Origin of the sequence: Eubacterium oxidoreducens (genome assembly GCF_900104415.1) — a bacterium.
Lineage (GTDB): Bacteria > Bacillota > Clostridia > Lachnospirales > Lachnospiraceae > Eubacterium_C > Eubacterium_C oxidoreducens.
On sequence record NZ_FMXR01000012.1, the window covers coordinates 1 to 14,790 of the forward strand.

Genomic DNA, 14,790 nt, shown 5'->3' on the forward strand with positions numbered 1-14,790 from the left:
ACTCCGAAGAAGTTTAGATGCGATTTCTTCGTGGTTAATGGATGTACCCGATTGTTCAAGTAGATAGTCGATAATGGATGTGGATGACTTCCCAAAGATATCGGAAACAACAGAATCTAAAGCAACATTACAAACAGTAAGAGCATTCTGATATCTATTCTTTTCACTTGAACGGCAGGAAACAAGCTTGTAACGATAGCGAGTGTATTCTCTGAGAATACGGACTTTCTTACAAGGAATATAACTGCCTTTGACGAGTCCAAGACGAAACAAATCTCCAATCCATTTAGAATCTTTGGTATCATCTTTGTTGCCTTTCACTGCTTTTACCCATTTAGGATTAGCGATGACAACATTGATTTCATCTTCCAGAAGATTAAAGACAGGAACCCAGTATTTACCTGTGGATTCCATACAGACATCATGGCAGTCATTGTCGAGAAGCCATTGCTTGAATTCAAGAATTGAATTGTTAAAGGTAGAAAAGCGTTTCTTTTGATAAGAAGGCTCAATACCACCAGTAGTTTTTACAATTGTGGCAACGAGAAAAGATTTGTGAACATCGACACCACAACAGGTTTGATAAGTAACTTTCATAGTCAGACTCCTTTCGTAAATGATAAGAAGCCATTGACTGAACTGCCACACAATTAAACTAAGGTGCTTAAACAATTCTTAGTGTACGGATTCGTAATACCACTTATTTGTGCTTGAAAAGGCAGAACTTACACTGATTATTATGCTGTCTAAAACGAAGAAAGTTGTTACAACTTCTCCTACCGTGCTTTGTAGTGTAGCTTCTTACAAGCTATTTTAAAACACAGTGTAGAGAGTTTAAACACTTTCATTACTATTTGTGCCGCCAGCTGAAGGCGGCGGAATGGAGATTATTATGGCAAATGGATATCCATGCGAAAGCTGCAACAATTTTATCTATGATGAAGACGATGAAGAATATTATTGCGATGTCTCAATGGATGAAGATGATCTTGCACATTTTTATGCAAGTAAATACAAGGAATGTCCGTATTATCAATCGGATAATGAATATCTGACTGTTAGAAAACAGATGTAAGACAGAATATGAGAAATTCTGTCTCTTTTTTTATAAAATCTGTTACAATAGAAAATGAAGTAAAAATAAACGGAAGTGTTTATGGTCAGGGAGGTTATTGCATGCATAATTTTCAACCATTTGACGCAACAACTTTGGATATTAATCCGTTTCGGATTTTTGAAAAAGATTGGGGCGTTTTAACCGCTATGGCAGGTGGTAAGGTAAATGCTATGACGGTTTCCTGGGGTGGCATGGGTGTCATCTGGGGAAAGAAGGTAGCAACGATATATGTCAGAGAATCACGCTACACAAAGGAATTGATTGACAAGTCGGATGTATTTTCCATTACATTTTTTGATGAAAAATATCGTTCGATGCTCAAGTATCTGGGCGCCGCATCCGGTCGCGATGAGAACAAGATTAAGACGGCGGGAATGAAGGTGAATCTTCATAAAGAGATTCCATTTATTGACGAAGGAAATTTTGCGATTGTCTGCAAGAAGATGGCGGCAGTTCCAATGCCGAAGGAGACTTTTACAGATGCAAGCATAGATGAACAGTTCTATGCAGACGGTGATTATCATACGATGTATATCGGCGAAATTGTTGAATTTTTGGCTCGATAATCTCAGTAAGAAAAGAAAAGGAGTGTAAAGTTATGCCATTAGTAACTACGAAAGAAATGTTTGAGAAGGCATATAATGGGGGTTATGCCATTGGTGCGTTCAATGTTAACAACATGGAGATTGTTCAGGGAATTACAGAAGCAGCAGGAGAGCTTAGAGCACCGCTTATCCTTCAGGTTTCTAAGGGAGCTCGTAACTATGCGAACCATACCTATCTGATGAAACTTGTAGAGGCTGCTATTATTGAAACAGATCTTCCAATCTGTCTTCATTTAGATCATGGCGATAGCTTTGAACTGTGCAAGAGCTGTATCGACGGCGGATTTACATCTGTTATGATCGATGCATCTTCCAAGCCATTTGAAGAAAATATCGCAATCACCAAGCAGGTTGTGGAATATGCACATGATAAGGGCGTTGTTGTAGAGGCTGAGCTTGGAACACTTGCAGGTGTTGAAGATGAAGTAAACGTATCTGCTGAGGATTCTTCTTATACAAAGCCGGAAGAAGTTCAGGAATTCGTTGACCGTACAGGTTGTGACTCTCTTGCAATTGCAATTGGAACCAGCCACGGTGCTTATAAGTTTAAGCCGGGTACAAAGCCACAGCTTAGATTCGATGTTCTTGAGGAGTGCATGAAGAAACTTCCTGGCTTCCCAATCGTACTTCATGGTTCTTCTTCAGTACCGCAGGATTTTGTCGCTAAGGTAAACAAGTACGGCGGAGATATGCCGGGAGCTATTGGTGTTCCGGAAGAACAGCTTCGTAAGGCTGCACAGCTTGCTGTATGCAAGATTAATATTGATTCCGATCTTAGACTTGCTATGACTGCTTCCATTCGTGAGCATATGGCACTTCATCCGGGAGATTTTGATCCACGTCAGTATCTCAAACCTGCTCGTCAGGCAATCAAAGATATGGTAGCACACAAGATTGTAGATGTTCTTGGATGTGACGGAAAAGCGTAAACCTTATATGGACAGAGAGATAGACTCTCTGTCCATATCAGACCGTAGACAAACCCCTTGAAGGATTTTCGCATCCAACAAGGGGTTTCTTCTATTCTTGTTCTGTAATCATGAATTTAATCTGTGAGAGTGATTCCTGCGCAGATTTGTCGTCGGAGTCAAGAAATTGTAACAAAACGAGAGTCAGCAAACGGAAAAGTTACAAAAGAAAGGAAATAAAAAAGCCGAAGGTGAGAAATTGTAACAAAACGAGAGCCAGCGAACGGAAAAGTTACAAAAGAAAGGAAATAAAAAAGCCAGAGCCGAGAAATTGTAACAAAAAAGGAGCCTGGGAATGGAAAAGTTACAAAACAAATAAAATCTCTAGGGGCTGTCTCAATATCAGGGGGAAGTAAATGTCAGTTATGTATAAATCTAAGCTATTATTGCTTTCTAATATAATAGCAGCAAGTATTATTATAATAAATATTTTCAATCTGGTATCAGTATATAAGATGATTTCGCAGCCGGCGGACGGGTTATCAGATTCCTATTTCTCACTTCGAGTAGAGTCAAAAGAAGATTATGAGAATATGCTGAAAGCGATATCAGACGATGATGATTTTTTAGTTGAAAGAGATGTGGCCTTTCAGGTGGTTGGTGTGTATTACGATGAAGCAGCATACATCAATCCGGTGAAAGGTCGATTGTTTAATAAGCAGGAGATGGCTGAAAACAAATTAGTCGCAATGGTGGATGAGTCTTTGGTTGATCGCTGTATCACCAAGGAAGATAAATTGTATTATAAATTTCAAAACGATTATTATGAAATCGTGGGTGTTTTTAGAAGAAGTGAAAATAAAGTTAATCAAGATGCATATGTATATATACCTCTGACGACGGCACTAAACATGCAATATATTAATGAGGAGGGAGAGTATAATATCGACGCTGATGCAGGCAAGTTTGATCAGGAAGATTTGATTTACAAAAATAGCCAATTGAACATAAAAGATAAGCTTGAGATAACGATCAATGAACAAGAGGCATCAGTAATAGCACTTGTAGTAATAATGGTGATGCTGCTAATTAACATGATAGGAATCATAAATCAGTGGCGCTTAAGTCGGCAGACGATGGTAAAAGCAATGTATCTGTCAGGGGTAAATCCTCTTGGCATCAAGAAAAAACTCTTAGGGGAATATGTGACGATATTAGTGATTGCATATATTGTAGGATTAATCATTGCATGTATTATGACATTTATACCCCAGGGACTATATGAGACGTTTGAGATATCTGTAACATCTGTTATGATTTCCTTTTTCGTATATTTAATATTTGCACTTTGGGGCATAATATATACTTTTACCAGAAAAATAGGGACAAATCAATAAAGGTAGTGAAAATAATATGAGAGCGCTAAAATATAGTCTTAAGGATATAAACAAACATAAAATCTTATACCGAACAATAATTGTCCAACTAATTGTCACATACGTGATTTTAAGTTATGCATTAACCCAGATAATGACTCTTTATAACGGAATGAACAAGCTGGATGACTTAGCTAAAAAAAATGCATATGTTTTGGAAGATTCAACTACTGACGATCGAATTAATCAAAGATTCGATAATGAGGAACAGGCAACAGAAAAGCTTGCAAAAGTATGTGAATCGATGGATGATTTTGACAACTTTTATATAAACTACGGTTATCCGGTGGAACAGGAAATAGGATATGGCGGAAGTGATATATTCGTTATGACCGCAAATCAAAATCTCATGAGTTTATACAATAATAGATGTAATAAAAGGTCGTAATCTTAAGAGTGAAGATTTTGATAGCAGCACAGATGTTATTCCGGTTCTTGTCGGATATGATTTAAAAGATGTATATGAGCTTAATGAACAATATGTTATAAGCGATGGAATTACTGATCAAAATGTTATAGTTGTAGGAATAATCAAACGTAACGCACAAATAATGCAGATGGGTAATTTGGAAGAAAAGTCATTAGACAATACTGTGATTTTTCCCTTCTCAACAAACAGATTAGTCAAGATGGGGGATGTATCGGCCTATGATATGGGATTAAGCTCTCTGATTATAGTATCAGAGAATGAAGAACAGGTAGAGAAATTTGTGGAAGAAATAGCGCAAACAGATACATTTTCTATAGATTATGTAAAGCTGAGTCAATCGTTGGAGTCCATCGTAGATTACTACAAACCTCAAATTGAATACGAAATAATGCTTTCGGCAATTGTTTTTATATTTGCTGTATTTAGCATAGTTTCCAATATTATCATTATGATTAACAATAATATTAGAGAATATGCGATTCATATGTATTGCGGGGCAAAAACCATAGATATCGTAAAAAGGATAATGATGCAGATGCTGCTGATAATGATAGTTGCGTTATTGCCGATCTTATTTGTTTTTTCAATAAAAGTAGGACTAATGATAATTCTGCTGGAAATCATATCACTGTGTGGTATTTGCGCTCTGGTGGTCAGGTATCTGAAAAAAATAGAGTATAATAGCATATTAAGAGGGTTATAACATGATAAAACTAAGAAATATCATAAAAAAATATAATGAAAATAAGCCATCTGAATTAGTTGCAATAAATGATGTTGATTTTAATGTTGAAAAGGGAGATTTTATTGCGATCGTCGGAGTGTCCGGCTCGGGTAAGACAACATTACTGAACATTATGGGACTTATGGATTCTAATTTTTATGGGACTTATACGTGGGATGATATTGACATGACGAAACTAAGCGAAAATGAAAAATCCAGATTCAGAAATGAAAAGATAGGATTTGTGGTGCAGGATTTTGCATTGGTAGAACATTATACAGTCAGAGAAAATATTACTATTCCGCTTGATTATAAAAAGGGCGGCATAACCAAGAAGGAAAAAGAAGAGTTGATACGAAGTAATCTTAGGGAATTTGGCCTGGAAGATAAGATTAATGTCAAGGCAGGAAATCTATCCGGAGGTCAGAGGCAAAGAGTAGCGATAATAAGAGCTATTATAAATAATCCGGATCTTATTTTGGCTGATGAGCCGACAGGCGCGTTGGACGGGAAAAATACCGAAGATGTGATGAATGTCTTGCGCAGATTAAATGAATCCGGAAAAACTATTATAGTGATTACACATGATGAAAAAGTCGCAGATTTTTGCCACAAGAAATATAGTATCATAGATGGAAGGTTACAAGGGGACGTTCTTGCACATAATACAGAAGTGGTGAGACTCTAAAATTTCATAATTTGAAATTCACATTACGATAAGAAAGCTTTTGAAGTAAGGCAGGAGCCTGAGATAAATAGTATAAATATTATAAAAAAATTTTATTGGATATCAGGTGTTTAACTCAGTCGGAGAAATCTCCGCAAATCCAGTGTTTTCAAGGCTTGAGACTTTGTGTAAATCGCATGGTTTCGAGCCTTTTTTGTCGTGATTCTAATATGATTTTAAGCAAACTGCGATTACGGGAAACACTTCCTGCTTTAAAAGCGCAACCAAATGGAATGATAATGTCTAAATGGACCTTGCTTTCTCGTTTGAAAAGAAGTAATATACGCATGAATTAAGCGAGCCTAACCGCCGTTTTGTCAAAATCCGCGAGCAGGCTGAGGACTGGTCGATATTATGAGCGGATACATTTGGAAAGGATGCATATCCGACGATTGAAGAAAAAGCAGTAAAATAAGTAATAGAATAACAGTGTGTCATTTGGTGTAATGTAGATGCTTGTCTGAGGGAGAGGAAAAGAATCAGTTGGCACCAAATAACAATACACCATCTGACAGATGCCTCTTTTAGTAGATTAAAACTCAATCGGATCCAAAATAGGATATTTCCGGTCGCTTGCAAATAATGAGGTCATATATATCGGAAGATAACTTATGTTCCCTGCAATTGAGATATCATAACTTGTAAACACTACCGCAGATTTTATGTCAAACTCTTTTGATTTTATAACGTTATTAATTGCTGAATGATAATAATAATCTTTTCCGCTTTTTACCTCGATTGGCAAGACAGTGCCCTTATCTTCTATTACAAAATCAAGTTCTCCCATTTTCTTACTGTTATAGTAATATACATCATACTCATGAGTCGACAACTCCTGAATAACAAAATTCTCAAATATTCCACCAAGATTGGAGCGACCCTCTCCGAACAAAATTTCTTTTCTTAAGGTGTCTCCATACATATATGTAAGCAAGCCAACGTCACCGTAATACAGTTTAACCAAATTGCTCTTCTCATTTAGCTTAAGTGAAATCTTTGGCTCCGTGGTATTAAAAGCATGCAGAATGACTCCGGCCTTGTATAACCAAACAAAAGAATTCTCCACTCTTTCAAAACGCAAACCTTTCTTAATGTCAGCATAATTAAAACGGCGATTTTGCTTAAGAAGCTGAGCCGGTATGCTTTCGTATATTTTTGTTAGAATGAGTCTCTTGTTTTTATCTTCATATTTGGTAAAATCTCTTTTGTAAAATTCGATTATGTCTCTTTGAATTTCACTCACTCGGCCTATATTACCATTGTCGACAAATTCCTGTACAGCTTGGGGCATTCCCCCAACAATAAGATATCTTTGAAACAATGTCATCATCTTATTGTGTATGTTTTCGCCCACGGGAGTTTTATCGAAAAAACACTTTTTGACATGTTCCCAAACTGTTTCTGTTATCCCGTTTGCAAAGGAAAACTCCGTAAAATTTAGTGGATACATTTTTATCTCATGAACATATCCCACGGGGGCTGACCGTAAAGCATGAAGTTTTATGCCGAGCAAAGAGCCGCTCAATACGTATCGATAACTGCCCTCATCTACCCAAAACTTTATTAGTGTCACTACTTCCTTTAGTTCCTGAACCTCATCAATAAAAACTATTGTTTCGCCCTTAATAAAGTTATGACCGGTGGCTATTGAGATGTTTACCGTCAAATCCCGAACAGATTTAGATAACGCTAACGCCTTTGTCACTTCTTCGTTTTCAAGAAGATTTATTTCAACATAGTCTCTGCCGGATTCTTGCAAGCATTTTCTGATGGAATATGTTTTACCAACCTGACGGGCGCCATCTACAAGAAGCGCCTTACGTCCATTCCTAATCCAATCATTTATTTGATCTTCAATAATTCTTTTCAGCATTTTGGGTACCTCGCTTTTAAGCTCATTATATCAGATCAATGACATTTTTTCCATAAATCCAACCTGCAAATCCGACACTTTTTCCTCAAAATTGCTCTTCGATTTGACACTTTTCCAATAAATCGGCATCGCAGTCCATATCAGGTGTACCGGTCAGAGGCAAAGAGTAGCGATAATAAGAGCCATTATAAATAATCCGGATCTTATTTTGGCTGATGAGCCGACAGGCGCGCTGGATAGGAAAAATACAGAAGTGGTGAGACTCTAAAATTTCATAATTTACAAAGGGGGAAAACGGCGGTACAATAGTCCTATGTGTTAGAGCGAGTCTTGACAATAGAGGAAGATAATTACAACAAAAAAAATAACAAGAAGGAAGATTAGATGAATACAGTAGCAACCGAGGAAAAAATAAGCAGAAAGGGAATCTTTTTTGTCCTGGTCTTGGGATCAGTGATTACATCCATTGTTTCTACGGTGATGAGTACGGCACTGCCGGTCATCATGGTAGATTTTTCCATTACGGCCAGCCGGGCCCAGATGGTGACCAGTATTTATTCTCTGGTCAGCGGGATTATGATTCTTGCCACGGCATTTGTGGTGAAGCGATTTCCTACGAAGCGGCTGTTTTTTGTGGGAATGGGATTGTTTGCAATCGGCGTTTTGCTTTGTGCCATTGCACCGTCTTTTGCAGTGATGCTCTTTGGGCGAGTGGTACAGGGCGTCGGCTATGGAATTATTATTTCTATGACCCAGATGGTGATCCTGATTATTATTCCATCGGCCAAAAGGGGATTTGCCATGGGCGTATACGGATTGGCGGTAACCTTTGCACCGGTGGTGGCGCCCATGATTGCCGGAGTGATCATTGACCATTGGGGATGGCGATTGATCTTCTGGATCATTTTGCTGTTTTGTGTAGTGGATTTTTTGTGCGGTGCCAAATTTATGAAAAACGTGCTGGAGAATTCTTCACCATCCTTTGATATTTTGTCCATGGTGCTGGCAGCTGTGGGATTTACCTGCATCGTTTTGATGGCCGGAAATATGGGAAATTATTCTTTTGTAAGTCTTCAGGTGGGGCTTTTGCTGGTGATTGGACTGGTGGTGCTGGTGCTTTTTGCCATTCGCCAGATGAAGATAGAATCGCCTCTTTTGAATCTGCGGGTTTTTAAGACCCGGGATTTTACCGTGTCGGTTATTATCGTTATGATTTTTTATGCATTGATGAATGGCATGTCTACGATTATTCCCATTCTGGTACAGACGGTGCAAGGGCAGAGCGCAACGGTTTTCGGAATTGTGATTGCACCATGCGCCCTGATTACCGGACTTATGAGTCCGGTTGCGGGAAAACTGTATGATAAAATTGGAATGAAGCCTTTAGCCATGCTGGGAACGGTTCTTGTACTTGTCAGTGAGATTGGAGTTTTGTTTGTAACGGAAGAAATGTCATCCTATGTGCTGATCCTTCCACTGGTTGTTTTGGGATTTGGAATGTCATTTGTTATGATGAATCTTTCCGCATTTGCCATGGAAAAGCTGGAAGACATCCAAAAGACAGATGGAACGGCCCTCATGAGCTGTTTGCGTACCATTGGCGGAGCCCTGGGGGCAGCAGGTTTTGTATCCCTTATGTCTGTTGGGGTGCAGGGATCGAATTACACCATGGCCAATGTGAAAAACAGCTATATGGGAATGGTTGTGCTGGCCGCAGTTTGCGTTGTAATGGCATTTGGATTTATTAAAGGACGTAAAAAAACTTCTTAGACAAATGCGAGCGAGTCTTGACTGCTAAAATATTTACAGGGAATGACAAAAATCAGCTCGCCTTTGTGGGATTTTTTGATTTACACTATGCGTCTTATCTTTTAAGAGGGGGAAGAAATGAAAACGTCATACATAAAAAGAATTGTGATTATTGTAATAGCAGTATTTGTTGCAGTAAATGTTTTTTGGTTTATTGATGTGTTTAAACCGTATTTCAGCTACGTTCAAACAATGAAAGAGAGCGAATACTATAGAGTGGAGGATGGTGATGTGTGCTACCCGGATGGATATTTGTGCGAAGTAGCAATGCCGACTTATTTATATTGGAAGGATGGGAATCTGTCGGTTGCATCTCCGATTGAAGGAGAATATTCAGGTCATGCTGATTTAGTGATATGGATAAAACATTATTCCGGAGATGTGAGTGAGGTTGGAAGTTTCCTCACTTATAAAGGGGAGTCTCGGGAAGTATATTTGAAAGATTCTGCAACGGCAATTAATTCAGATGATCAGCCATGGGTAGACGCAAATCAAGAAGACCTTGAAATGGTTTTTCTAAAAGCAGAGGATGTATGGGGGATTGAGCTATAGTGGAAAGCATGAAAGCTGATTTTATATTTGAAAAAATGATGAAATGCACACCAATATTTCTAATCTTGGTATTAGGATTTGTGATGCGCTGTGAATTATTTCATCAGACTATGACATCGGAGATTAGTGCTGTTTATCCGGCTATGGAATGTGAGATCACAAAGGAGCAATTGCCCGGATTTGTGCAGAAAATTACGTCACAAAATCTGGACGTGGCAATCGTGGGCGAGAATCGGGACTCGGAGTTAAAAAGAACGCTGATTGTATATGTTACAAATGACAAAGTAAAACAGGAATTAGAAAAAACGTGTCACTACAAGGAAGGTAGCTATGAATCCCTGTTTAGTGGTAGTGTGCAAATTGAAGTTAAGCAGCTGTCACAAGTAACGTATGATGTCTTTCGAAAGAATTCGCTTTTGACTGTAATTGATGGAAAAGAATTGGCATACGAAGTCTTAAGCAAAAATTATACGGTGACTTATCCGCAGCAATATAGTGCAAGCGAAACCGATATGCTTCTTATTGTATGGGTGATGATTGCAATCTGTGTAGTATTAATCAATGTCTGCATTATTGTTCGGAAGAAGAAACAGATGCTAATTCGAGCAATTTACGGGGAAGATCTTCTGCAAATTACGATATATTCGCTTGTAGTCGATTTCATCTTGTTTCAAATTATATATGTACTGGCCGGATGGTTTGTATCCGGTTTTATTCAAGGAGATTATAAAAGCGCCATTGCTTTGCTGGTTTATGAAATCGCAGTCATAGCCGCGTCGCTGTGTAATCTCTTATTTTTGCGTCCGGATATTAAGGCGGTATTTTCTAATGTGGTGGAGAATAAAGGTACAATTACCTTGTTGCACGTAATGAAGGTGGCAGCATTTACGATTACACTAGGTACCATTGTGACTAATTTCGAAACACTAGGAAAACTCTCTATGGAAAGCACACACGAGACATTTGCGGATCAGCTGCAAGAGAGCCTGTTTGTTGGGATTCAGTCTTTAGATGAAATTGCAGATGATACTGCATGGGAAAAACTGCAGGAGGAATATTATAATCAGCTTAAGCCGGCTGTGTGCACGAAGATTGCAGATGAGGGACGTGCAATTATTTTGGCAAATGAATATGCTGCCGATGTTCTTCCGCAGGAAATCGTAGGAGAATCTGAATCCGGTAACATGATCACCATCTGGAGTCCAAAGGGCAGCACACTTGCATCAGCAGAAGCTGAGGGAATCTGCGGTTTATATGTGGATGAAGAAGATATATGCCAAAAAACGTATCAACAATCTATCCGACAACCGTGCTTAACAGGTGAAGAAACGCAGTGGTTTGGAGAAGAAAAGGACCCGATTATTATTTATTGTCCAAGCGATGTGAGAATAAATATAGAGACACTTAGGACGGAAAACAATGTCATTTATCGGATTTCAAAGGATGATCTAAAGACGATTTTGCGAGATGCACAAATAACGAGTGAGCAATATCAAATTGTGGTGTCCGGGCTGGGGGAAATCTATGACTATCAGATGAGTTTTGTAAAAAAATTAATTCGCTTTCTAGGTTCTTTATGCATTTTGGTACTGATTTTAGATGTGGTGATTGCAATTACACTTTGCAATATGCAATACAAGATGAAAGGAATGGAGTATGCGATTAAGAAGGTTCATGGATATTCATTTCTGGAAAGAAATAGGCGATATTTCATACAGCTCATTGTTCCTAGCTTGGTTGTGGTAACGGCATATGGAATAGCCGGACTCTTTGTGAATCTATATAACGCCCGCCAGTGCATACTCATTGGTCTGATCCTTATCATTACGGAAATTGTGATAGTAGCGATTTATATGCTTCGACAGGAAAAGATATCGATTACCAAGATTCTAAAGGGAGGGTGCTTATGATTGAACTTAGAAATATAAGAAAGTCGTTTGGTGATAAAGTGGTTATAGATGGGCTTTGTGCAACGATTGAAGATGGAACCTTTACAATCATTGCCGGGCCAAGTGGATGTGGAAAAACAACACTTCTTAATATGTTAGGATACTTGGAAAAAACGGATGAAGGTGACATCTTAATAGATGGAACAGATATCAAAGCGATTTCGCAAGGGGAGTATTTTAGTGAATATGTAGGATTTTTGTTTCAGAATTTTGCACTTATGGAGAACAAGACCGTAAAGCAGAATCTTGAAATAATTAAAAAGAAAAATCGTTCAGACATAATTATGAAGCAGGCGCTTGATGAGGTTGGATTGTCAGATCAAATGAATACGAAAGTTTATAAATTATCCGGTGGAGAGCAACAAAGGGTGGCACTTGCAAGGCTGATGATGAAAAGATGCAAAATGATATTGGCAGATGAACCAACCGGATCGTTAGATGCTGAAAATGGGCGCCTTGTAATGGATTTACTGCATAAATTTGCAGATGAAGGAAAAATCGTCATCATGGTGACTCACGACACAGGTTTGTATGAAGAGGCGGATCAGGTAATAGAACTTAAGTAGATAACCGTTTACGGATTGAAAATACCGTTTACGGACAAAGCTATTGAAATATATGTTGTATTTAATACAATAATAATAAACAAGCTATTGAGGGGAGAGATACTCATGACTAATAGTCGTCTTCGAAAGATGTTCTTGTATCTTATGGTGCTGGCAATCATCGTTCAAACATTGCCGATTATATTCTATTTCGTCTACTTGGAAACGGACTATTATATCGCGTTCACGACACCTTTTACGACACTTGTGGGATTATGTGTGTTTTGTGTTTTGATAGCTTTGAATCTGGGAGTTATGAAAGATTATAAAAAAAATAAGAATGTTCGGGTTCGATGGATTTGCGGAGTGCTTCTAATGGCATCCTTAGGCGTATGGTGTGTGAGTTTAATGCCTGGATATAGGTTTTTCTTTCTACAAGAAGGAGCAAATATATCGCTGCGGTTAGAAATAATTACAATGGCTTTTTTGATTGTCGGCGGGATTGCATTAGGAATTGAATTATATTTCATTTATAAAAAAAGTTATGATGTTGTGATTCTGAGTATAATGCTTGCATATGAGTGGTTGTTGGCGGTGCTCTTAAACACTTTAAGGAATCTAGGCACAGAAACGACTTCTTATCTGAGAGATTCCTTTTTGTATTTGTTGCCGATGATTGCGAGCGTTGTCGCTTATTTGCTCTGGTTATTTGCAAAAAAATATCACATAAGTGTAAATAAAAATGCGAGCAGAAAACTCTGGAAGGAATACTATGAGCAGCAAAAAGATTATTTTAACAAAATAAGCTTGCAGGATCGAAACACGAAAAAATTCAGGCATGATATGACGAATCATTTAATCGCAATATCTGATTTTGTTGATAAAGGAATGAATGAGGAGGCGCATGTGTATCTGGCGGATTTGATGAAAGAAATTAAGGAAATATCAGATTCTCAATATGACGTAGGAAACGAAATCATAAATGTATTAATAAATTATTATCTTGTGTTTGAGAATAAGAAACCACAGATACAGGTGATTGGTAAGATTGGCGAAATTGAGTCTATTAAGAAAAAAGATTTGTGTGTTATATTTGCTAATCTCTTAAAAAATGCAAGAGATGCCGTGTGTGAATTAGAGGAGGATGGTAAAATCTATATAGAATTAAAACGAGGTCGGGACTTTGCGTCGTTTGAAATCGAAAATTCGGCAAATATTAGTATGCAGCGCATAAAAGAAATGAAAAACGGGATTTATAAGACAACGCAGGAAGATACGCAGCTTCATGGATATGGTTTGAGTAATGTAAAGCATGTACTTCAAAAAATTGGTGGAGAAATTAGAATAAGTGTGAAGGAAGCTTCATTTCAAGTGCTAGTGATGATTCCGGTAGGTGATAAGATATGCTAAAAGTTGCAGTGTGTGATGATCAAAGAGCCATTCTAAATCAGATGAAGCAGATTCTTCGACAATATGAGCGAGATAATGAATGTGAGATATGTTTAGATACTTATCAATCCGGAAATACGCTTCTTGAATCAAAAGAACAATACGATGTGATATTCCTTGATGTGGAAATGCCGGGGATAGGTGGACTTAAGGTCGGTAAAATCCTAAGCAAAGAATATATGCACACGAAAGTGATATTGCTGACAAGTCATACGGAAGTGTATAAAGAAGGTTATAAAATCAATGCTTTTCGTTTTTTGACGAAACCGATTGTTGAGAAAGATGTCTTTGAGGCTTTAATAGCAGTCGAGCATTCGATGCTTGGCAAGGAGACGGTATCTTTAAGATATGAGAATGCTGTTTATAATATTGCTCAGCAACACATACTGTATATTATGGCGGATGGATCAAGAACTGTGGTATTTGTAGCAAAGCAATCCTTTACAAGTTCAAAATCATTAAGGGAATGGGAAAGTAGTTTAGATCAAAGATTGTTTGCTCGGGTGCATCGCGGGTATTTAGTAAATATGAGTCATATCGAATCCGTTAAAAACGGAAAGGTTAAGCTCTATTCAGGGGAACAGATTTTACTATCGAGAAGACTCCTCAAAGATTTTAAAAGAAAATATATGGAATTTGATTTGAATTATCGGTAAGGCAATAAGA

Annotated in this window: 15 protein-coding genes and 1 pseudogene; 14 read left to right on the forward strand and 2 right to left on the reverse strand. The window is 37.9% G+C overall.

Features of this window, described 5'->3' with window-relative positions; all coding sequences use genetic code 11:
- Positions 1-597, reverse strand: a 597-nt coding sequence (locus BLS20_RS08345; protein ID WP_143010244.1) for an IS110 family transposase, incomplete at its 3' end; no start/stop codon positions are given.
- Positions 598-880: 283 nt separating this feature from the next.
- Between BLS20_RS08345 and BLS20_RS08350 the strand changes: the two genes are divergently transcribed.
- The 7 genes from BLS20_RS08350 (at position 881) to BLS20_RS08385 (ending at position 5,908) form a co-directional block, all read left to right on the forward strand.
- On the forward strand, positions 881-1,075 hold the full coding sequence (locus tag BLS20_RS08350) for a DUF6472 family protein (protein ID WP_341443208.1): 195 nt from the start codon (positions 881-883) through the stop codon (positions 1,073-1,075).
- Between the two features lie 101 nt (positions 1,076-1,176).
- Positions 1,177-1,683: a flavin reductase family protein gene (locus tag BLS20_RS08355; RefSeq protein WP_090173923.1), complete on the forward strand. Its 507-nt coding sequence runs from the start codon at positions 1,177-1,179 to the stop codon at positions 1,681-1,683.
- A 32-nt stretch (positions 1,684-1,715) separates the two neighbouring features.
- The gene (gene fba / locus BLS20_RS08360) at positions 1,716-2,651 is read left to right on the forward strand and encodes a class II fructose-1,6-bisphosphate aldolase (protein WP_090173924.1); all 936 of its coding nucleotides are present in this window, start codon (positions 1,716-1,718) and stop codon (positions 2,649-2,651) included.
- A 395-nt stretch (positions 2,652-3,046) separates the two neighbouring features.
- Entirely contained in the window at positions 3,047-4,027 is a 981-nt protein-coding gene (locus BLS20_RS08370; RefSeq protein ID WP_090173926.1) for an ABC transporter permease, read from the forward strand.
- A gap of 151 nt (positions 4,028-4,178) precedes the next feature.
- Positions 4,179-4,454, forward strand: a complete 276-nt coding sequence (locus BLS20_RS13525) for a hypothetical protein (RefSeq protein WP_176762349.1) — start codon at positions 4,179-4,181, stop codon at positions 4,452-4,454.
- Positions 4,455-4,623: 169 nt separating this feature from the next.
- Positions 4,624-5,199, forward strand: a complete 576-nt coding sequence (locus BLS20_RS08380; protein ID WP_176762350.1) for an FtsX-like permease family protein — start codon at positions 4,624-4,626, stop codon at positions 5,197-5,199.
- A 1-nt stretch (position 5,200) separates the two neighbouring features.
- The gene (locus tag BLS20_RS08385) at positions 5,201-5,908 is read left to right on the forward strand and encodes an ABC transporter ATP-binding protein (RefSeq protein WP_090173929.1); all 708 of its coding nucleotides are present in this window, start codon (positions 5,201-5,203) and stop codon (positions 5,906-5,908) included.
- 571 nt (positions 5,909-6,479) lie between these two features.
- On the opposite strand, the gene BLS20_RS08390 is transcribed toward BLS20_RS08385, so the two are convergent.
- Positions 6,480-7,820: an ATP-binding protein gene (locus BLS20_RS08390; RefSeq protein WP_090173930.1), complete on the reverse strand. Its 1,341-nt coding sequence runs from the start codon at positions 7,818-7,820 to the stop codon at positions 6,480-6,482.
- 151 nt (positions 7,821-7,971) lie between these two features.
- Between BLS20_RS08390 and BLS20_RS08395 the strand changes: the two are divergent.
- The 7 genes and pseudogenes from BLS20_RS08395 to BLS20_RS08425 all read left to right on the forward strand — a co-directional run.
- Positions 7,972-8,079: pseudogene (locus tag BLS20_RS08395) on the forward strand (ATP-binding cassette domain-containing protein); the annotation flags it as partial.
- Positions 8,080-8,204: 125 nt separating this feature from the next.
- Entirely contained in the window at positions 8,205-9,590 is a 1,386-nt protein-coding gene (locus BLS20_RS08400; RefSeq protein WP_090173931.1) for a DHA2 family efflux MFS transporter permease subunit, read from the forward strand.
- 117 nt (positions 9,591-9,707) lie between these two features.
- Positions 9,708-10,181: a hypothetical protein gene (locus BLS20_RS08405; protein ID WP_090173932.1), complete on the forward strand. Its 474-nt coding sequence runs from the start codon at positions 9,708-9,710 to the stop codon at positions 10,179-10,181.
- Between the two features lie 8 nt (positions 10,182-10,189).
- The gene (locus tag BLS20_RS08410; RefSeq protein WP_479723611.1) at positions 10,190-12,091 is read left to right on the forward strand and encodes a DUF1430 domain-containing protein; all 1,902 of its coding nucleotides are present in this window, start codon (positions 10,190-10,192) and stop codon (positions 12,089-12,091) included.
- Complete coding sequence (locus tag BLS20_RS08415; RefSeq protein WP_090173934.1) at positions 12,088-12,696, forward strand: ATP-binding cassette domain-containing protein; 609 nt, start codon at positions 12,088-12,090, stop codon at positions 12,694-12,696. Before BLS20_RS08410 ends, BLS20_RS08415 begins: the two co-directional genes overlap by 4 nt.
- A gap of 105 nt (positions 12,697-12,801) precedes the next feature.
- On the forward strand, positions 12,802-14,085 hold the full coding sequence (locus tag BLS20_RS08420) for a sensor histidine kinase (RefSeq protein ID WP_090173935.1): 1,284 nt from the start codon (positions 12,802-12,804) through the stop codon (positions 14,083-14,085).
- The gene (locus tag BLS20_RS08425; protein ID WP_090173936.1) at positions 14,079-14,780 is read left to right on the forward strand and encodes a LytR/AlgR family response regulator transcription factor; all 702 of its coding nucleotides are present in this window, start codon (positions 14,079-14,081) and stop codon (positions 14,778-14,780) included. Before BLS20_RS08420 ends, BLS20_RS08425 begins: the two co-directional genes overlap by 7 nt.
- Positions 14,781-14,790 lie beyond the last annotated feature (10 nt).